At 34.6% G+C, this 19,624-nt stretch carries 18 protein-coding genes; 4 read left to right on the top strand and 14 right to left on the bottom strand.

What is annotated here, in order from left to right; all coding sequences use genetic code 11:
• Positions 1 to 21: 21 nt before the first annotated feature.
• Both VB264_RS13445 and VB264_RS13440 read right to left on the bottom strand, forming a co-directional pair.
• Complete coding sequence (locus VB264_RS13445; RefSeq protein ID WP_323250128.1) at positions 22 to 3,282, bottom strand: DUF1553 domain-containing protein; 3,261 nt, start codon at positions 3,280 to 3,282, stop codon at positions 22 to 24.
• Between the two features lie 218 nt (positions 3,283 to 3,500).
• Positions 3,501 to 5,618: a peptidylprolyl isomerase gene (locus tag VB264_RS13440; RefSeq protein WP_323250126.1), complete on the bottom strand. Its 2,118-nt coding sequence runs from the start codon at positions 5,616 to 5,618 to the stop codon at positions 3,501 to 3,503.
• Between the two features lie 485 nt (positions 5,619 to 6,103).
• Between VB264_RS13440 and VB264_RS13435 the strand changes: the two genes are divergently transcribed.
• Positions 6,104 to 6,331, top strand: a complete 228-nt coding sequence (locus tag VB264_RS13435; RefSeq protein ID WP_323250124.1) for a hypothetical protein — start codon at positions 6,104 to 6,106, stop codon at positions 6,329 to 6,331.
• Between the two features lie 230 nt (positions 6,332 to 6,561).
• Here VB264_RS13435 and VB264_RS13430 read toward each other — a convergent pair whose 3' ends face one another.
• On the bottom strand, positions 6,562 to 7,065 hold the full coding sequence (locus VB264_RS13430) for a DUF2911 domain-containing protein (protein ID WP_323250123.1): 504 nt from the start codon (positions 7,063 to 7,065) through the stop codon (positions 6,562 to 6,564).
• Between the two features lie 119 nt (positions 7,066 to 7,184).
• Between VB264_RS13430 and VB264_RS13425 the strand changes: the two genes are divergently transcribed.
• Entirely contained in the window at positions 7,185 to 8,459 is a 1,275-nt protein-coding gene (locus VB264_RS13425; protein WP_323250121.1) for a hypothetical protein, read from the top strand.
• A gap of 131 nt (positions 8,460 to 8,590) precedes the next feature.
• Here VB264_RS13425 and VB264_RS13420 read toward each other — a convergent pair whose 3' ends face one another.
• The 11 genes from VB264_RS13420 to VB264_RS13370 form a co-directional block, all read right to left on the bottom strand.
• The gene (locus VB264_RS13420) at positions 8,591 to 9,397 is read right to left on the bottom strand and encodes a hypothetical protein (RefSeq protein WP_323250120.1); all 807 of its coding nucleotides are present in this window, start codon (positions 9,395 to 9,397) and stop codon (positions 8,591 to 8,593) included.
• Positions 9,398 to 9,525: 128 nt separating this feature from the next.
• Positions 9,526 to 10,659, bottom strand: a complete 1,134-nt coding sequence (locus VB264_RS13415; protein ID WP_323250141.1) for an aspartate aminotransferase family protein — start codon at positions 10,657 to 10,659, stop codon at positions 9,526 to 9,528.
• Between the two features lie 31 nt (positions 10,660 to 10,690).
• On the bottom strand, positions 10,691 to 10,945 hold the full coding sequence (locus VB264_RS13410; RefSeq protein ID WP_323250118.1) for a type II toxin-antitoxin system RelE family toxin: 255 nt from the start codon (positions 10,943 to 10,945) through the stop codon (positions 10,691 to 10,693).
• A 2-nt stretch (positions 10,946 to 10,947) separates the two neighbouring features.
• The gene (locus VB264_RS13405; RefSeq protein WP_323250117.1) at positions 10,948 to 11,124 is read right to left on the bottom strand and encodes a hypothetical protein; all 177 of its coding nucleotides are present in this window, start codon (positions 11,122 to 11,124) and stop codon (positions 10,948 to 10,950) included.
• A gap of 78 nt (positions 11,125 to 11,202) precedes the next feature.
• Positions 11,203 to 12,060: a hypothetical protein gene (locus VB264_RS13400; RefSeq protein ID WP_323250116.1), complete on the bottom strand. Its 858-nt coding sequence runs from the start codon at positions 12,058 to 12,060 to the stop codon at positions 11,203 to 11,205.
• Positions 12,061 to 12,210: 150 nt separating this feature from the next.
• Positions 12,211 to 13,167: an N-acetyl-gamma-glutamyl-phosphate reductase gene (gene argC / locus VB264_RS13395; RefSeq protein ID WP_407654655.1), complete on the bottom strand. Its 957-nt coding sequence runs from the start codon at positions 13,165 to 13,167 to the stop codon at positions 12,211 to 12,213.
• Positions 13,168 to 13,172: 5 nt separating this feature from the next.
• On the bottom strand, positions 13,173 to 13,877 hold the full coding sequence (locus VB264_RS13390) for a hypothetical protein (RefSeq protein WP_323250114.1): 705 nt from the start codon (positions 13,875 to 13,877) through the stop codon (positions 13,173 to 13,175).
• Positions 13,878 to 13,914: 37 nt separating this feature from the next.
• On the bottom strand, positions 13,915 to 14,316 hold the full coding sequence (locus tag VB264_RS13385) for a type II toxin-antitoxin system VapC family toxin (RefSeq protein ID WP_323250112.1): 402 nt from the start codon (positions 14,314 to 14,316) through the stop codon (positions 13,915 to 13,917).
• Positions 14,316 to 14,531 (bottom strand): DUF2281 domain-containing protein, encoded by a 216-nt coding sequence (locus VB264_RS13380; protein ID WP_323250110.1) that lies wholly within the window; start codon positions 14,529 to 14,531, stop codon positions 14,316 to 14,318. Before VB264_RS13380 ends, VB264_RS13385 begins: the two co-directional genes overlap by 1 nt.
• A gap of 145 nt (positions 14,532 to 14,676) precedes the next feature.
• A complete protein-coding gene (gene argG / locus VB264_RS13375) occupies positions 14,677 to 15,873 on the bottom strand; it encodes an argininosuccinate synthase (RefSeq protein WP_323250109.1) in 1,197 nt (398 codons plus the stop codon).
• 130 nt (positions 15,874 to 16,003) lie between these two features.
• Positions 16,004 to 16,750, bottom strand: coding sequence for a GNAT family N-acetyltransferase (locus tag VB264_RS13370; protein WP_323250107.1), 747 nt, complete (start codon positions 16,748 to 16,750; stop codon positions 16,004 to 16,006).
• A 644-nt stretch (positions 16,751 to 17,394) separates the two neighbouring features.
• Between VB264_RS13370 and aat the strand changes: the two genes are divergently transcribed.
• On the top strand, positions 17,395 to 18,036 hold the full coding sequence (gene aat, locus VB264_RS13365; RefSeq protein ID WP_323250106.1) for a leucyl/phenylalanyl-tRNA--protein transferase: 642 nt from the start codon (positions 17,395 to 17,397) through the stop codon (positions 18,034 to 18,036).
• A gap of 132 nt (positions 18,037 to 18,168) precedes the next feature.
• The gene (gene proB, locus VB264_RS13360; RefSeq protein ID WP_323250104.1) at positions 18,169 to 19,203 is read left to right on the top strand and encodes a glutamate 5-kinase; all 1,035 of its coding nucleotides are present in this window, start codon (positions 18,169 to 18,171) and stop codon (positions 19,201 to 19,203) included.
• Positions 19,204 to 19,624: the final 421 nt, after the last annotated feature.

Genomic DNA, 19,624 nt, shown 5'->3' with positions numbered 1-19,624 from the left:
AATTGGGTACGTTCTTGTGAATTATCGTTTAATGAGCGTACCATCAAAATTGATGAGCGTCATGGCTAATACAGTATTAGCCGCTAATTCTTTTTGATTAAGGGTTTGGTCAATGGGTGATTCACCAACGCTTAAAAGCTCCTTTATTCTGGCAGGTTTTTTATTCAAATCAGCCAATTCTTCTTGATAGAGTGCCTTTAAAACATTTATCTCTGTAGGACGAGGATACCTCGAAATCATGGCTTTATACGCGAACGTAATTCTAGTTTCTGGGCTTTGCCCACCTTCACGCATCATTCTTTCTGCTAATTTTCTAGCCGCTTCATTATATTGCGGGTCATTCATCATTATTAGCGATTGCAAAGGCGTTGAAGTTTTTTGTCGTTTTACCACACAAAAATATCTTTCTGGAGCATCAAATGTAATAGAAGATGGAGGAGGAGAGGAGCGTTTCCAAATAGTATATAATCCCCTGCGATATAATGAATCTCCATGTTGCTGACGATATGAAGTAGCATTTCTAGTAGCCAATGCTTCCCAGATGCCACTCGGTTGATAAGGATATACGCTTGGACCACCAATTTTATGCACCAACAAACCACTGCCTTCTAAAACGGCATCTCTGATTTGCTCATGTGCATAACGATAACTTGGTCCTCTGGCGAGCAACCGATTTTCGGAATCTATTTCCATTAAATCTTTACGCTTTTTTGAAGACTGTTGATAAGTAGCAGACATTACAATCAATTTTTGCATGGCTTTGATATTCCAGCCCGACTCTCGGAAAGTAGTAGCCAGCCAATCTAACAAAGCAGGGTGTGATGGCATTTCGCCTTGGTTTCCAAAATCATCAGAAGTTTTGCAAAGACCAAAGCCAAAGTAGTTTTGCCAAAAACGATTCACCGCAACCCTAGCAAAAAGCGGATGGCGTTCATCTAAAAGCCATTGGGCTAACCCTAATCTATTTTTGGGCAAATCATCGTCAAAAGGTAGCAATTTATTAATAACGCCATGAGTTACTTCTGTAGAAGGGGCATCGTAAGAGCCTCGGTTGAGTATAAAGGTTTTCCGAGGAATCTTTCGTTCGCTCATTATCATTACTTCCTTGATGTCGGTAGCCAAAATATTTTCTTTTTCTCTCAGTTGGAGGAGGTTTCTGGAATAGGCAGAGAAATAAGGGTCAAAATTCAGTCTGTAATAATCAAAGAGCTGTTGCTCTTGTGTCGTCGTCCATTCATTACGAGGCGTTTTCAAAATGTCAGAAACCTGTTCTTTGTTTTTGGCAAGACCTAGTACTTCTATAGGAGATAATTGACGCGTATAAATTTTTAATTCATCTACCGCAAAATTTTGCATTGTTTCATGAAATTCTTTCCCCATCATAAAAGGTAAACTCGACCAATTGGTATGATGTTCGCCAAATTTCATTGACTTTTTTAAATTATCGACCAATACAGTCGTCTTCATTTCTTGACCATTTTGATAAATTTTCACCCCTGATGCTTTACTGCTTCCGTCATACGTAAGCGTAATATTTTGCCATTGTTTATAAAGCACTTTATCAGTCGTAATGATGTCGATACAATTGGCTGGCCAAACATAGCTAAAGCTTATTTGCAAAGAACCATCTGACAATAGCCAACACTTGTATCCTCTTTGTCCTTCAAACTCGCCATTAGAAGAATTATAAATAGGCCCATGCTCACCTTTTTTCAGAGGATTTATCCAGAGACTTATAGAAAATGGCTGTACTCTTTCAAAATCCAAAGCCCTGTGGAAATCAATGCCACAATCACCCCTAAATAAAATGCCATTTCCCACTTTCCCTTTGATAAACTTGGGTCTTCTATCCATATCACCAGCAATCCATCCACCGATAGAATCTACCGCCGTATTTTGATAAGCAATATTGTTTACTTCTATTACTTCCTTTTGAAGGGCGTTATCAAAGCGTTTATTGGTTTTAGGAATGATACGTTCAAAAGAGAAATTAGCAACAAGGTCTTTATTGCTTGTGGCAAACTTTGAAGGTTGTTTTTGGGCAGCTAAAACCCATTGGTCAAAATTCTTACGATAGATTGGATAGGTAGGTTTAATAGCCTCCTCAAAAGGAGCTATTTTCTTCTTAATAAAATCAATTTTAGCCTGAATATCAGCAGTAGGAATCATTACAGTCGGTGAAGCTTCACCATTGTAAGGAATAATGCCTGATTCGTTGTTGTTATTAAAAAATGCAGATAACTGATAAAATTCTTTTTGGGCTATTGGGTCATATTTATGGTCATGGCATCTGGCACATTCAACAGTTAAGCCTAAAAATGCTTTACCAAAAGTACTTACTCTGTCAATCACATATTCTGTTCGATATTCTTCATCAACTACACCGCCTTCCTGTGTCTGTGGGTGATTCCTCAGGAAGCACGTAGCCATCAATTGTTCTTGTGTAGGGTTTGGTAATAAATCACCTGCTAATTGCCAAGTGACAAATTTGTCATAAGACAGGTTTTTATTAAATGAATTAATTACCCAGTCACGCCAAGGGAATGCATTTCTCATGCCATCGTCTTGATAACCGTGCGAGTCGGCATAGCGGGCAATATCTAGCCATTCAACACCCATTTTTTCGCCATAATGTGGCGACTTTAATAACCTATCTACTACTTTTTCATAAGCATTCGGAGAAGTATCTTTTAAAAAGGCATCTAATTCTTTAACAGTGGGAGGTAGCCCCGTAATATCCATAGATACCCTACGAAGCAAAGTAGCTTTTTCAGCTTGTTCAGAGGGTTTGATGTGTTGTTCTTCTAGTTTTTGTAGGATAAAATTATCGATAGGATTTTTAACCCATTTATTCTCTTTTACAGTGGGAACTTCAGGTTTTTCAATTTCCGTAAAAGCCCAGTGTTCTTTGTATTCAGCCCCTTGTTTTACCCATTTTATCAATAGGGCTTTCTCTTCATCTGTTAGTGTTAAATTAGATTTTGGAGTAGGCATCACCATATCAGGGTCATGCGAAAGGATTCTTTTAATTAACTCGCTTTTATCAATATTGCCTTCTACAACGGCCCTGTTTCCACTTTTTAGCTTTTCAGTAGCCCCTTCAAAATTTGTTAATTGCAAACCTGCCTCTACTTTGTTTTTATCAGGTCCATGACATTTAAAGCACCTATCTGATAGAATAGGTTTGATATGAATATTATAATCAATTTTATCAGGAAGTTTACTTTCAAAAGCTGCTAGCTCAGTAGGTGTTTCTGTGCTACCACATGCCAGTAGGAACATGCAGGATAAAAATATTGCTGAATTTTTAAATGTTGTGATTACCATAACTTTACTTTCTTTTTTAAAAGTATAAGTAAATATAATCTTGAAATACTTGAATTTAATAAGGTGCTATAGGGTATCTTTTATAGAGGCTTGATGATATTTTTCTTTGAGGTTTAGATACAAAAAAAGCACTTCCGAAGAAGTGCTTTTTTTAAAGAATATTTTAATAACTACTAGAAGAATTTAGCTCTGTTATCAACAACTTTAGCATTTTCTTTGATTGCTTCGTTGATATAGAATGATGTTCTTTGAGCAGCCATCATTTTTGCTGAATTCTTATAAAGTGTTAAGTCTGCAATAGCTGGTGCTGGAGTAGACTTGGTAGTTTCCATTATGAAAACACCACCTTCACCTTTGAAAGGCTTAGATCTTTTTCCAACTTTCAAACCAAATGCTTTACCAATCGCAGTAGGGTCAGCACCTGCACTACTTAATACACCTTGCGCTAACGTAATGTCTGTAGCTGTTTCAACTAAAGCACCTGCACCGTATTTCTGAGCAATTTGTTCTAACGTACCTGAAATACCAGCTAACTTTTTCTCAATTTGTTCTGCTTTCAATTCGCTTTTTACTCTTGCAGTTAATTCCTCTCTGAAATCATCAACTTTTACTTCATCCTTATCAGTGCTTCCTGTTACTAAAGCAACGATATATTGATTATCATTTTGGAATACCTCTGAAACATCACCTACTTTAGTATCGTCGTTAAATGCCCAACGAACAATGTCACGTGCATTCTGTAAGTTGTTGAAACTACTAGCTCCTTCAGGAATTCTGTCTCCACGAAGCATCAATAAAGATTTGTCTTTTTTCAAGCTTGCCTCAAATGCTGCTTTTGTCGTGTTAGCTACAGCAAAAGCATCAGCTTTACGCAAAACTTCGTCCATAGTAGATTGACTTGGAGAAATCGTACGATTGATTGCCGCTAATTTATAACGAGTGTTCGTTTTAGCTTCTGTTACTTTTACGATATGGTAACCGAAATCAGTTTCAACAATGTTTGGTAATAAACCTGTTCCAGAGAAACCAAAAACTGCGTTCTCGAAAGGTTTTACCATTCCACCATTGTTTTTGAAGTAACCTAAATCTCCACCTTGTTGAGCAGTTCCATCAGTACCAAACTGTTGTGCCATTGCTTCAAAGCTTGCACCACCTTTAATTTGAGCTAAGATACCTTCCGCACGTTTACGAGCAGCCGCTTTTACAGAATCAGAAGCATCTTTTGGTGCATTGATTAAGATATGGCTAGCACGAACTGTGAATAATGAATCTTTTTGAATACCACCGTATTTGTAAATAGAGTATGTTAAGCCATTTTTGAATGGACCATAAATACCTCCTGGGGTCATGTTAGCTAATTGTCCTTTTACTGCTTCTGGAATTTCAGCTAAAGTAGAATAATAAGGAGTTTTTATGTCCGAATTCATCATTGCAAAAGCTGAATCGTTTTTAGCAATCGCTAATTCTTTCGCCAAACGTTTGATATCGTTGTAGAAAGAAGCAGTGTCTAATTTTGAAGGAATAATTGGGAAAGTAACATATTCAATAGAACGAGTAGTTTGTCCTTTAAACAATTCTTTGTGAGACGACAAATAGTCTTCTAACTGAGAGTCTGTTACTTTAATCGTAGAGTCCGCTACTGAATAAAAAGGTACATATAAATAACGCGCATCCACTTTTGAAGTTTGAGCAGTATAGTCTTTTTGAGCTTCAACATTGGTAGTATATGTTGACATTCTTAAAAGGTTTTCATACTTCGTTCTTAAACGATCTTGGCTCAATGATTTCTCAAAATTTACCCAAGCTTGTTGTTGAGCAGGAGGCAAAGATTTGAAATTTTTCAAGAATTGAATAACGTAACCCTTATCGAACTGACCAGTCTGTGGATTAGTGAATTGCTGACGAACAGATGGGTGAATGTTTGTTCCTTGTACCATGTCAACCAATTCAGCAGGAGAAACCGCTAAGCCTAATGCTTCATATTCTTTGCCATAGGCCAAATCCATGATGTACTGATTCCAAACTTGGTCACGAATCATCGCTAATTCCTGTTCTCCAGGACCACGACCAGATTGCTGTGTGTATTGTTGCGTAATTTCGTCAACTTTCTTTTGAAAATCTTGATTTTTGATTTTTTCTCCTCCGATTTCACCAACTACATCTTTGGGAGAGCCGAAAAAACTCGAACGACCTTGAAAAATGTCTCCACCGACAAGGAAGAGAATTAAACTGATGGCGATTGCCGCCGCCGCAATCCCCGACTTTTCTCTGATTTTGGTAATTAATGCCATTTTTAAATATTAAGTTATTGATTTTCGCTATCTATCAGCTCCAAAGCATCAAAGACAAGGTTTTTGATAATGAAATTATAATGTGATACTAATCTTCTGATAGACTCTATAGAACCCAAAAGAAACGCAAAATAATTACTTTATTGGCTAATATCAAAATCTGAATTATTTTGGATAAGCTCTATCAATTCATAAATGTTAGTATTGTGCCTTAATATGTCCTTAAATAAGGGGTGAGTTTAGGAAAGGTAATTTGATTGTTATTGGTGTAAGTGTTTGATAATCATCTTGTTTGTTGCTGTTATACTAAAGGGTTTTGTACAGTGGCATTGTTTTTTTTTACTTATTGTATTTATAATACTTTTAATAATTTTTGTTCAAATTTTGTTACTTATTAGTTAATACTAAGTCTATTCATATAGATAGCATCTAATTAACTTACAATAGTTTATAACAGTTTGTTATTTTTCGTTTTCATCCATTTTATGAAAAAGATTGATTACATATCATTATCAAGGCATTTCAGTGGTGAAGCAACTGATGCTGAAAATTGTGAGGTTTTTAGATGGAAAGATAGTTCGAATACTAATAAAAGAGCCTATGAGCGACTATTGGCTCTTTATGATATTAACAAGAAATCATCAAACAATATCGATTCTCAATACGAAGTGTTTGTCTGGCGTAAGATTATTGGAAAAGTATTATCAGAATAAAGATTTTTTGTTTACATAGTAAGAAGCTGTTTAAACTTTCCGTTTCTTAGGTGAAAGTATTGTATTTTTGAATTGATTTTTTCAAAATTTGCGAAGCATAGCATCGCTACGTTGAGTAAATTTTGGAACAAGCTATTCTAAAAGACTTAGTTTAATCCGAAAGGGAAAGTTTAAACAGCTTCTAAGACGACTTGAAATATTGATGTCGTCTTACTGTGTGAAACTATAATTTATTTTATTTTAAAGCTTACTTTAACATTTTCCCAAAGTAATGATATTTCTTTTTTTGAGGAAACTTCATAAGTGAGTCTTTCATAAAACTTTTTAGCCTTCTTCACGGGTACAGTAACGCGTAAAACATCCTCATCTTGTTTGTAACTGAATGCACCCCACTTTATCGTTTTGTTAAAAATGATAATCCATTCTTTTTCATTTGGAATAACAAAGAAGGCATATTTTCCAGCCGATAATGCTTTGCCTTCTACTGCTATGTCCTTTGAAGTAGTAAAAGCCGTTGTCTCGTTAGCACCCGCACGCCATACTTGTCCATACGGAACTAGTTTTCCCCATATTTCTCGTCCATTTACAGCAGGTTGACTATAATCAATAACGATGGACTTCCCGTTGATGCTTGTGGTTAATTGTGCAGGAGGGCTAGGGCGTGTAGCTTTATCTTGTGCAAAAAATTGGATACTCAATAAGAGTAAGGTCAATAACAAAATAGTCTTTTTCATTTTTTTTGTACTTTTGAGTGAATAAGTAAATTTATCGCATCAAATTTGACTATAACTTCTTGAAGCTACTTGTTCATCACTTGTTCAAGTTTATTCAAAATGTATCACGCTGATTAGTAATGACTAACGAAAAATTTTATATTGATAAATGTAAAGAGCTAATTGAAAAACAATTAGAGTGGGGTGATAGCGAACACTGGCAAAATCAAGATTTTGATGTATTAAGCGAAAGAATATTTGAAGCGACTAAAGTTTCGCTGAGTAATAGTACCTTAAAAAGATTGTGGGGCAAAGTCCGTTATGATAGTACCCCGAATCTGACGACACTGAATGCTTTAGCTCAATTTATTCATTATGAAAATTGGCGAGCTTTTACTTCAAATGGCTTTCAACCTAAGATAGATGTCAATGAAGATATTCCTCACAAAATTGAGACTGTTATTAATACTTCCCGAAGAGGCATTTCAAAAGGATATTTTTGGGTCATAGGCTTTTTTATGGTGGGACTATTACTAGGTATTTGGGCATTTCAACATAAATCTAGGCCTCTTACTTATGGTAAAGTATTGTTTAGTAGTATGCCCGTGACTTTAGGCGTGCCTAATACTGTATTGTTTTATTATGATGCTAAAGATTCTAATGCTGATAGTGTATTGATACAACAAAGTTGGGATAATAAGCTTCGTGTTAAAGTCGATAAAAATAAGCATCAGTTTGCGAATACCTATTATTTACCCGGTTATTATAAAGCTAAACTGGTGCTCAATGATTCGATTGTTAAAGAACATGATTTATATATTGAAACTGATGGTTGGCTAAGGACAATAGATAAAGAATCTATGCCTGTTTTTTTACCTAAAAAGCAAGCTACCAAAGAAAATGTGATAGCGATTGATGAAGAAGATTTGACAGGGCAAAAATTTGATTTAGAAAAGAATATACCTTGGGTAAGTATTTTTAAAGTGCAAAAAGATTTACAGATACCTAGTGATAATTTTGTTTTTGAAACAGACATTAAAAATACGTTTAATCGTGGAGACGGCATTTGTCATAAAACGAAAATAATTTTAATGTGTATGAATGGCGCACATGTCATTCCACTTTCAATCAAAGGATGTGTTGGTGAATTGAATGTTGTTTTAGGCAATGAGCTATACGAGGGAAAAACCTTAGATTTATCTGGCTTTGGAGTAGATTTTTCTGATTGGATACATGTTAAGATGGAAGTGAAAAACCGTGAAGCTAAGATATTTATTAACCAAAAGTTGGCTTTTGAGGGTGATTTTAAACAAAGTTTAGGAATGATTGTTGGGCTACGGGCATCTTTTAAAGGAGCAGGAGAGATTAGAAATGCCAAGTTTTATATAGGTAATAATAAATCTAGAATCTTGTAAGTGAATAAGGGTATCCCAAAACTAAACAACACCCTAAAATATTTGGAGCTTGCTAACTTTTTTGAAATACCCTCACACCTCATTAATGAAAATGTTATGTTTATTGGTGACCCTCTATCTTTTAATTGAACTTATTTATTCTTTGTATTAAACAAGTTATAGCCTAATATAAAATTAGCTGAATGATAAGGCTGAGTATGATCAACTAGAATATTATGGGTTGTGTATCGGTATTCAATACCTAATTTAAAATTAAATAGTTCATAAGAAACCCCTAGCCCAGCAATAAATGTTTTTTTTGAAGAGTTATTGTCATAATATTCTAACTCGTTTGTGATTCCATTTTTCATCTCATAATACAACACTTGAAAACCATTTGTAGTTCTAATATAATCAGTTGTTTCTTTTCCCTGATTATATAATGTTATATAATCAATATTTGTCATATTATAACCTATTGACATTCCTGCTAAAATGCTTAGATTTAGTTTTGGAATTACTTTAATTTCTTTCTTGAGCAAGATTGGAAACTGGGTCGCACTATATTTTACTTTAAAGAAAATATCTTCAAAAACATCTTGATATTCCACCCCTCCATTAGGTAAATTAATAACATTACTAGTTACCACCTGTTTTTGAAACTCTTTCTTTTGCATTTCCATCTCTGCTTGTATGGATAGCTTCCATTTCTTTACAATTGGGACTTGAACACCAAAAGCAAAATCGTTCCTAGTAACTGCACTATTTGCATATGGCACAAAAGTTGTAATTAAATGGTCGTTAATATACCAAGAGGGATAAGTAGGGAAAACTTCATTGTCAATATTCCCTTTTACAGTTCTTAAAAAGATATTTATTTGTGAGAAACAATGATTTTGAAAGCCATTTGAGAAACTTAGTATAAAACAAAGGATAATAATTCGGAAAAATGATTTCATAGTTGGATGGAATAGAATTTATTTTGCGGATGTGTAAAAAAACTAAAGAGGATAAAATGCTTTATAATTAAAAGAGTAATAAATGAAATTACAAGCTTTCTTCTATCACTCTTTTAAGTTACCTAGATTTATGCCGCTACAGAAATGACTTCTTCAAGGGCTTGTAAAAACGTATCGCATTCTTTTTGTGTGATAGCTAGGCTTGGTAACAAACGCAAAGTATGTTTGCCAGCGTACCCACAGAAAATATGATGGTCAAATAATAATGAATCTCTGATTTTATCAACAGGTTGTTCAAACTCAATACCAATCATTAATCCACGACCACGTAATTCTTTGATACCTTCCAGTTTGCTAAGTTTTTCAAATAGATATTCGCCCATTTTAGCAGCATTTTCTATCAAAGCTTCTTCTTTCATCACATCCAAGACTGCCACAGCCGCCGCACAAGCAAGGTGATTTCCACCGAAAGTTGTACCTAACATACCATGTTTAGCTTTGAATTTGGGTGCAATAAATACACCACCAATCGGGAAGCCATTACCCATACCTTTAGCAGTGGTGATTAAGTCTGGTTTGATGCCTGAGAACTGATGTGAAAAGAATTTACCCGAACGGCCGTATCCACATTGTACAGAATCCAAGATTAAAATCGCTCCAGTTTTATCACAAGCTTCACGAGCAGCTTTTAGAAATTCATCAGACGCAACATTGATACCACCTACCCCTTGAATACCTTCAATAATTACAGCACAGGTTTCTTCCGTTACGTTTGCTGTAAGCGTTGCCGCATCATTGAAAGGTAGGAAAGTAACGTGCTCATCATAGTTTATAGGGGCTACAATGGCTTTATTATCTGTTACAGCAACAGCACCAGCCGTTCTACCATGAAAAGCCTTTGAAAAAGCAATTACTTTTTTTCTGCCATTAAAGAAAGACGCTACTTTCAACGCATTTTCGTTGGCTTCTGCCCCAGAATTACAAAGGAATAAATCGTATTCTTCGCAACCCGAAAGCTTACCTAATTTTTCAGCTAATTCGCTTTGAATAGGAATATTGACAGAGTTTGAATAAAAACCAATGTTTTGTAATTGTTCAGTCAGTTTTTCAACATAATATGGATGTGCATGACCAATAGAAATAACAGCATGTCCTCCGTAAAGATCAAGGTATTCAACACCATTTTTGTCCCAAAGGTAGCTACCTTTTGCTTTTACAGGAGTGATGTCGTAAAGTGGATAAACATTGAATAAGTTCATTATTATATTTTTAAGTCGATTTTGCTATAAATTATTAATCATAGATTTCTTTTCTGTGACCAATATCTAAGACAACTATCGTTATGATTTCTTCATTAATTGAATATATGGCTCGATAATTTCCTATTCGTAAACGATAAAGGTCTTTAAAACCCACTAACTTTTTTGATTGTGGAGGTCTTGGGTTTTCCTCTAAAGTTAAAAGAGCATTTTCTATCTTTTCTGCGACTGAATTAGGTAATTTAGAAAGAGCTTTGAAGGCAGATTTTGAAATTTCAACAGTATACATAACTATTTCCTTCGCCTTTGTTGAATTGCTTCTCTCAAAGAAATCGTTTGCTCATTACGTTTGGTCTCAGCACTGAGGCCATCTATTAAATCTTCAATACGGTTTTTATGAAGTTTCATATCAATAATGACAGCAGTTTTCACTCCTTTGTCATTTGTTATGTAGTTTACTCCTTTCATTTTCTTGAAATTTATTTGATTCACTAAAAATACTAAAAAAGAACATATTAGATCAATACTTAGTGTTAATCTCAATAGCTATTTCACCCTATTCTTACCAAATTTATAGCCTAAAGCACCATAAAATTCACCAAACCAAATGCTTTGTTGGGCTGAATCAGAATCTCTTCCAGTGGTATGAACGTGATTAAGTCTTGTGAAGCCTCCTTTGACGTCTGTCTGGAGGAAAAACCTTCGTGATAAATCAAAGCGTAATCCAGTTTTCAATGAAACACCATAACCAGCAAAATTAAAGTGGTTGTTTCGGCCAATACTAAACAAATGTGAATCTGTTCTTGGAATAAGCGTTCCTGCACCAACGCCCACTAACCAATCTACGCCTTGAATATTATTTTTTGCTTTCCAGATTCGGTCGTAGCGGTCAAGTTCTACATGCAAATAATTAAAGCCATCCGTATGTTCATAATGTAAAAAATCTTCTGGTCGAACCAATTTAGGGGTATGATTGAAATCTCCGACATATTCAGGGTTTACAACAATGGCAGGGTCTGATACCTGTGCTGAAATATGCCCTGATACTTCCAAGGTTTGGTTATCATCCATTACATATTTCATGTGGTCTGAGCCGATTGAAATACTCCAGTGGTCACTAAAAAAATAACCATAACGGATATTATATTGAGGAATTGATAACTTAGTAATATCAAAATAAACACCCGGACTAAATGCAATTGGTAAGTCTTTAGCTGTAGCATTGTACAACGTAAAGTCATAGCCAATTCCTTTAAATCGTATGTCGGAATTAGCATATTCCGAACGATTATATCCCCAGAAGAAAAAATACTCACCTTTACGGCTATATGGTTTTTTGTCTTGCGCTGAACTTGTGAATATAAATGGTATAGTGATTAAAAAAACAGTAAGGAATTTATACATTTTAAAATATTTTATCAATAAAGTAAAGATTCTTGGACAATAATATAATTTTCAGAAAAAAGACCAACTAGCATGATTAACGAGAAGCATACTAATTAAGTTCAAGATGTAGGAGGTTGTAAATCAGCGGATAATATGTTATTTACACTATTAAAACCCAACAGATTTTAAGCCTAATCCAGTTCTTTCATCTAATCCAAACATCAAATTCATATTTTGAACGGCTTGCCCAGAAGCTCCTTTTGTTAAGTTATCGATAACACTTGAAATCAATAAATTACCATTGTGCACTTCCAAAGAAATAAGGCATTTATTCGTATTTACCACTTGTTTTACATCCACAGGTTTATCACTAATGTGTGTAAAAGGATGAGTTTCGTAATATTTCTTGTATAGTTTCTTAGCATCTTCCAAAGTCCCATCAAAGCTTGTGTAAACATTCGCCATGATCCCACGCGTAAAGTTTCCACGGTAAGGAATAAAGTTGAAATTTTGGTCAAAGCCATTTTGCAAAGTATTTACTACCATCCCTATTTCTTGTAAATGTTGGTGGGTAAAAGCTTTGTAAATAGAAATGTTATTGCTTCTCCAAGAAAAATGACTAGTAGTAGAAAGACTTTGTCCTGCCCCTGTAGAACCTGTTATGGCAGAAATATGAATATCATCCGTCAAAATGCCAGCAGCAGCTAAAGGTAGCAAAGCCAACTCGATTGAAGTAGCAAAACAGCCCGGATTGGCGATATGTTTAGCCGTCTTTATTTTTTCTCTTTGTAACTCCGCTAATCCATATACAAAGCCTTCAGACTGGTCACGATAGTCTGTGCTTAAATCAACAATGTTAATGTTTTTAAAAGAAGGGTTTGCTTCCAAGAACTTTTTGGATTCTCCGTGTCCTGAGCAAAGAAAAGCCACATCAATATCTGTATGAAGGTCGTCTGAAAAGAGTAAATCAGTGTCTCCTAATAAATCAGTATGGGTACTATAAACAGGCTTACCTGCTTGTGATTTTGAATTAACAAAAACGATTTCTACTGCTGGGTGATGAATCAAGATTCTTAACAATTCTCCTCCTGTATATCCTGCACCACCTATTATTCCTACTTTCATTAAGTTTATTTTTTATAGTAAGGGCTCTTCTTAAAGTTCTGCCACAACATATTTTCAATTACTTTTTCTGAAGAATTAAAAACGCCAACTTCAAATGCAAGTGAAAATTCCTTAATTATTTCTCCAGAAATTCCATCCGAAATCCTTATTTTAGAATATACAGCTTTATCATCCCTATTGTCGGTATAGTTACGTTGCTTTCTAACACCTCTTAATAATCCAACTGCATTTATAGGGTTTAGCATAATACTTGTTATAGCCATTGCTTGAAGACCATATCTTTCATTATCTGTTAAATGAGTATTAAGCCTAATTTCATATTCAATTATTCCATCAACTTTTAAGGCTTCACAAATAAAATCACTAGGTAAATCTTTTATATCTTGTAACGTTATTTCATTTTCAGCAAGAAGTCCATTGGTTTCATTGAATGATTGTATATCAACTGAAACAGATTCCCTTTTTAAACTCAAATAATCATTAAATTTTTTTTGAAGTAAAAAACCATCCTCATATTCTTTATTTCTAATATCTTTCATGCTTAATCCATCAGGCATTTTTTTATAATTGTAAATTACCCTTACAGGCAAAATAGCAATTTTTTTATGTTGCTTCGCTAATGAATCAAGGCTAATCTCTTGAGAGAAAGCAGTCTTCGTAATAATTAGTAAAATAATAAAAAAAAGATGCTTATGTAGATGGCTAGTCATTGTAATATTTTATTTTTAGAACTATTTTAGTTACTTTCTATGCTTCGATAAGATTAATTATCGAGGTGTAGTTTTTAAATTTTTCATCGGCAGAGATGATAGTAATTTTTTCGCTCAAAGATGTAGCCAATAGAAGCCTATCAAAAGGGTCTTTATGATTAGCAAGTAAAGGGATATCTTTGTAAGAAGTTATATGAGTATTCTTAAGATTGAGTATCTGAAAACCATCCATCTTTACTTGATTTAGTAAGTATTCAATCGAAACAGTAAATGTTTCAAACTTCCCGAGCGTTTTTTTGATAGCGATTTCAAAAAATGAAATCTGACTAACCCAAATTATATTTTCTCGTTTACTCAAAATCTCAAGAATCTTGGGAGATAGTCTTCTGTCATCTTCAAGATACCAAATAAGTATTTGTGTATCAATTAAATATTCCATTACATATAATCTTCTAGGTCTTCTAATGGCTCGTTAAAATCGTCGGAGATGTGAATTTTACCTTTAAGACTTCCAGGGACTCTTGGATTTAAAGGAGGAGTGCTTGTCTCCTCCTCCAAAAATGTAACGATTACGTTCACTTTCTGGTTTGAAATGGGCTTTTCAGCTAAAGTGATTTGCCCATTTTCATAAGTTCCTTTGATGGTTGTGAGCATATTGTTCCTTGATTTAGGTTTAATGAAAATACTAAACGAAGTACATTAAGTAAGCGAAATAAATTGATTCTCTTATAAGTAGCTTATGTAAAAAAGTATTGTGCAACAATATTTTAATAAACTCATAACTCATCACTCGCAACTCTTACAATCCCGCCTCTGTAACTTTTCTATGAATCATTGTTTGGTTAGAAACAATTTTAGAGAACCCTCTAACATCATCACCTGTCCAAGTATTGTTCATTTCGCCATACGAACCGAAAATAGAAGACATTAAATCGAACTTAGATTCAATACCTAATAATTGATAACGATATGGAGCCAGATGAATCTGTACTGTTCCAGAAACATTAGATTGAGTATCAGCTAAGAAAGTCTCGAAATTACGCATTACGGGCTCTAAGAATTGTCCTTCGTGAAGCATTGTTCCGTAAGTCTCTCCTAAAGTTTGTTTCCAGTACAATTGTTGCTTAGTAAGCGTATGTTTTTCTAATAAATGGTGAGCTTTGATGATTAATAAAGGAGCAGCCGCTTCAAAGCCAACTCTTCCTTTAATACCAATAATTGTATCACCCACGTGGATATCACGACCTACGCCATAAGGAGCAGCAATATCTGTCAATTTACGAATAGACTCAACAGGTGTTAATGTTTCATCATTAATACCTACTAATTGTCCTTTTTCGAAATGTAACTTTACTGTTTCTTCACCCGTCGCAGTTACTTGTGTTGGCCAAGCAGATTCAGGTAAATACCCGTAAGAAGTAAGCGTTTCTTTACCACCTACTGATGTTCCCCAAAGTCCTTTATTGATAGAATACGCCGATTTTGTCCAGTCACGTACTACCCCTTTTGCTTTTAAATAATCAATTTCTGCTTCACGCGATAATTTCATATCACGGATTGGCGTAATTACTTTACAGTCGGGCACCATGATTTGAAAAACCACATCAAAACGCACTTGGTCATTGCCTGCACCAGTACTTCCATGAGCAATCGCTTTTGCACCGATTTTATTCGCATATTCCGCTACAGCAGTCGCTTGGAATACTCTTTCTGCCGATACTGAAAGGGGATAAGTATTGTTTTTCAATACGTTTCCGTACACCATATAGCGAATACAATCATTGTAATATTTTTCAACTACATCTAATGTTACGTGGCTTGTTACGCCCAAACTATAAGCTTTTGCTTCAATGTCTTTTAGCTCGTCAGCAGAAAATCCGCCTGTATCAACAAGCGCTGAATGTACTTCATAACCACAATCGTCTGCTAAATATTTTACACAAAAAGAGGTATCAAGCCCTCCACTAAATGCTAGAATTACTTTTGGTTTACTCATTTTTTGCTCTAAGCAATACGCTGTAGGCGATATGCTAATAGTTAAATTTATAAAATTTATAATGGGAAAAGGCTAGGCCTATGAAAACATATAATTTATTGTGATATATATCACGAATTAACAATTTTGACTACATCACTTGTCTTGATGCTCTTCTCTCAGCCATTTTCAAAAACATTTTTTCTTTAATGTTTTTTAGGCGTTCTAATACTTTTACGTCTTTCAGAAAATTCCATTTTTCATGTGCATTCTCTTCTGCCACTTGGGTATCAGTCTCATTCTCCTCTTGTTCTTTCAAGGCTTTCTTACGCTCCCACTCAGGGTCGAAAATCATTCCTGTACATAAGCAATGCTTACGGTCAGTACGGCTCAATACGTCGTAATTTACACACGACTGACAGCCTTTCCAGAAAGCATCGTTTACAGGTAATTCACTGAAAGTAGTTGGTTCGTAACCCAATTCAGAATTTATTTTCATTACTGCCAACGAAGTAGTAATACCTATGATTTTTGCATCAGGATAACGTGTTCTCGAAAGCTCAAAAGCTCTTGCTTTTACGGCTTTTGCTATGCCGTATTTTCTCCATTCTGGTTTTACGATTAATCCAGAATTGGCTACAAATTTTCCATGTTCCCACGTTTCAACGTAACAAAAACCAATAAAATCGCCTTCCGAATCGGTGGCAACGATGGCTTTGCCTTCTTTGATTTTGTCACGAAGGTATTCTGGAGAACGTTTTGCAATGCCCGTACCACGAGCTTTTGCAGATTCTTCCATTTCATGGCAAATTGCCTCAGCAAGATGCAAGTGTTCAGTTGTAGCAACCTGAACAGTATAATTGTTAGTTAAAACCTCAGAAGCTGATAATTTTTCCACTTTAAGACTTAGCTTGGAAATTGTTTTTAGTTAGAAAAACAAGGTGATAATAAACCTCGGCTCAGAAATGAAAGCCTAAGAATTATCGATTAAAAAAAACAAATGGGATGTCGAAAAACTCTACCACATGGGTAAATAGAAATACGTTAGGGATCAGACCCTACGGAAGAACGTACGCCTAAAAATAGGCATAGGAGAATACGAATATGATATGAATTTTACTTCGTAAACCATTTTGGTTGATGGGTTATCCGAGTTGAAAGTGAGTAAAAACGAATAATCGTGCAAAGTTTACCAAAACTAAATTTAAGATGCAATATATTTTTTCAATTTTATATAAACTTAATAGAAAAAAGCCAAAATATCGCTTTTTAGTGCTTTTTATAAGGGTGATGCTCACATTTTTACTGATGATATCTACTTTTATTTTATGAATCAGCATGAGTGTAAATAATCATCTATATTTGGATTATTGAGTTTATTTAATTAAAATTGATTATCAATAGTGATATCACATAACAAGAAATATCATATAGTAAATTGCGTTATTAGTTTGATAGTAATATAACACTAACTTTTGAGTTTAAGTTTTTACTAAATAGAAATAATTCTATAAACGTTAACAAAGAGAAAGAATAAGGAAAATGTCTATTTCTCCCAAAATAAATACGAGTAAACTAACTGCCGATGATTTGATTTATGGGTATATGAACGGGATTTTTCCGATGGCAGATACCGATGGTACTTTATATTGGTATTCACCAGACCCCCGAGCAATTATTCCTATTGATACCTATAAACCACCAAAATCCCTCAAGCCTATTCTGAATAAAAAACATTTTGAAATTAGAATCAATGCTGATTTTGAAGGAGTAATGCGCAATTGTGCTATGCCTAGAAAAGGGGATGATGAGACGTGGATTTCGGAAGAAATTATTGAAGCATACAGCGATTTAAATAAAATGGGTTTGGCACATTCTGTGGAAACGTATATTGATAACCGTGTCGTAGGAGGGTTGTATGGCGTTTCCATTGGAGGAGTTTTCTTTGGAGAATCAATGTTTTATAAAGAGCCTGAAGGCTCGAAAATAGCGTTTCATTATTTAATTGAAATTCTAAAAACACAAGGATTTATTTTGCTGGATACCCAATTTATCAATGATAATGTCAGACGTTTCGGAGCGATTGAAATTTCAAGAGCTGATTATGTGAAGTCGCTAAAAAAAGCTTTAGAGAAGCATTGCGATTTTGCTAATGTAAATTTGAAACATTTATTCAAGTCATAATAGTAAAGATATTTTTTGGCTATAATTTCTTACCTAAATTGTTAAAGATTCAGAATGTTGTAATTTTGTGGTTGTATTACCTCAGTTTATAAATTACTCATTTAGCATAAGCGATTTCCGCTTACATTTAAAATGTCCAAACCAATTATTGTTATCAAATTCGGAACGGCTTCAATTACACATAAGTCTGGAGAATTGAACGAGGAAATTTTGCAAGAAATAGCTCGCCAAGTTTCTATCTTACATCATGAATATCAGATTGTTATGGTTTCTTCTGGAGCAGTAGGAGCAGGCAAAAGTTTTATAGGGAATTATAAAGGAACCATTGCCGAGCGTAAAGCTGCTGCTGCCATCGGTAATCCGCTATTGTTAGCAAAATACACCCAATATTTTTCAAAGTATGGTATTACGGTAGCACAAAGTTTGTGCGAAAGACACCACTTTGCCCATAGGAATCAATTTCTTCAATTAAAAGAGACCTATCAGGAACTTTGGAAAAATGGCATAATCCCGATTGCCAATGAAAATGATGTTGTCAGTAATTTAGAATTAAAGTTTTCTGACAATGATGAATTGGCTACTTTAATCGCTACGGGTTTTGGGGCTGATACTTTATTGCTTTGTACATCAGTAGGAGGATTGCTAGATGCAGAAAAAAATATTATTCCATACATCGCCAAAGTAGATTCTTCAGTCTTAGGCTTAGCCAATGATGATAAATCTTCTTTGGGCTTAGGAGGTATGATTTCAAAACTAACCTATACTCGTTTGGCATCTAGCATGGGTACTAAAGTTGTCATTTTTGGCATGAAGCCAGAAGATGGAATTTTAAAGGCATTGGTCAATAAAAACGGAACCAGCTTTGCATCACAAAAAGTAAGTTTAAATGCTCGTCAGAAATGGCTAGCTTCTGGAAGTCTTATTGCAGGTAAAGTACAGGTAGATTCGGGAGCAAGTTTGGCCCTTGAAAATAGGAAAAGTCTGTTGGCAGTTGGAATCAAAAAAGTAATAGGTGTTTTTGAAAAAGGAGAGGTATTTGAAATTATAGACGAAAAGAAAAATGTAATTGCTATTGCTCGCGCCAGAGAATCCTCAGAAATAATAACAGCTAATCTGAAAACACAGAATTTTGAAGTGGCTAACGCCGATGATATTGTTATTCTATAAGACGATAGTTTAGATTCCCTTCTTATAAATGCCCACAAAAAGAAAGCCACCCCGAATATCGGAGTGGCTTTGCTATGAAACCTCTTTAAACTTCTCAATTAAGATATATAAAATGCTCATGTACTGAGCGTCTCGTCGAATTGAATATTTTCAAGATATCAAAAGGCTTTGTCTGTTTTGATACTTTTAATAGCCTAATAATAACAATCAAAAACAAACCCTTTTCTCTTAATCATTGAAATGATTCTTAACAATGATTTTTATTATCGTCAAGGAATAATATTTCTATTGTTCTGGGTTAAAATTATGTCCCTTTCACGACAAAATTTTGATAATGAGACGAAAGGGTAAAAAAAAAAGACGAAAATCTTAATTGTCAATTTTTATAGCTAGTTTTTGTAAAACTCACATTTTTTCTGAT

This window comes from Arcicella aquatica (assembly GCF_034928825.1).
In the GTDB taxonomy this organism is placed as follows: Bacteria; Bacteroidota; Bacteroidia; order Cytophagales; family Spirosomataceae; genus Arcicella; species Arcicella aquatica.
Note: the sequence above shows the minus strand (reverse complement) of the source record. Positions and strands in the feature narration are given on the sequence as shown.

Coding starts and splice junctions, on each gene's coding strand:
- VB264_RS13440 (WP_323250126.1), bottom strand. CDS start 5,618: ATGGCATTAATTACCAAAATCAGAGAAAAGTCGGGGATTGCGGCGGCG.
- VB264_RS13435 (WP_323250124.1), top strand. CDS start 6,104: ATGAAAAAGATTGATTACATATCATTATCAAGGCATTTCAGTGGTGAA.
- VB264_RS13390 (WP_323250114.1), bottom strand. CDS start 13,877: ATGACTAGCCATCTACATAAGCATCTTTTTTTTATTATTTTACTAATT.
- argC (WP_407654655.1), bottom strand. CDS start 13,167: ATGAAAGTAGGAATAATAGGTGGTGCAGGATATACAGGAGGAGAATTG.
- VB264_RS13430 (WP_323250123.1), bottom strand. CDS start 7,065: ATGAAAAAGACTATTTTGTTATTGACCTTACTCTTATTGAGTATCCAA.
- VB264_RS13385 (WP_323250112.1), bottom strand. CDS start 14,316: ATGGAATATTTAATTGATACACAAATACTTATTTGGTATCTTGAAGAT.
- VB264_RS13445 (WP_323250128.1), bottom strand. CDS start 3,282: ATGTTCCTACTGGCATGTGGTAGCACAGAAACACCTACTGAGCTAGCA.
- aat (WP_323250106.1), top strand. CDS start 17,395: ATGTCTATTTCTCCCAAAATAAATACGAGTAAACTAACTGCCGATGAT.
- proB (WP_323250104.1), top strand. CDS start 18,169: ATGTCCAAACCAATTATTGTTATCAAATTCGGAACGGCTTCAATTACA.
- VB264_RS13405 (WP_323250117.1), bottom strand. CDS start 11,124: ATGAAAGGAGTAAACTACATAACAAATGACAAAGGAGTGAAAACTGCT.
- VB264_RS13410 (WP_323250118.1), bottom strand. CDS start 10,945: ATGTATACTGTTGAAATTTCAAAATCTGCCTTCAAAGCTCTTTCTAAA.
- VB264_RS13420 (WP_323250120.1), bottom strand. CDS start 9,397: ATGAAATCATTTTTCCGAATTATTATCCTTTGTTTTATACTAAGTTTC.
- argG (WP_323250109.1), bottom strand. CDS start 15,873: ATGAGTAAACCAAAAGTAATTCTAGCATTTAGTGGAGGGCTTGATACC.
- VB264_RS13380 (WP_323250110.1), bottom strand. CDS start 14,531: ATGCTCACAACCATCAAAGGAACTTATGAAAATGGGCAAATCACTTTA.
- VB264_RS13400 (WP_323250116.1), bottom strand. CDS start 12,060: ATGTATAAATTCCTTACTGTTTTTTTAATCACTATACCATTTATATTC.
- VB264_RS13425 (WP_323250121.1), top strand. CDS start 7,185: ATGACTAACGAAAAATTTTATATTGATAAATGTAAAGAGCTAATTGAA.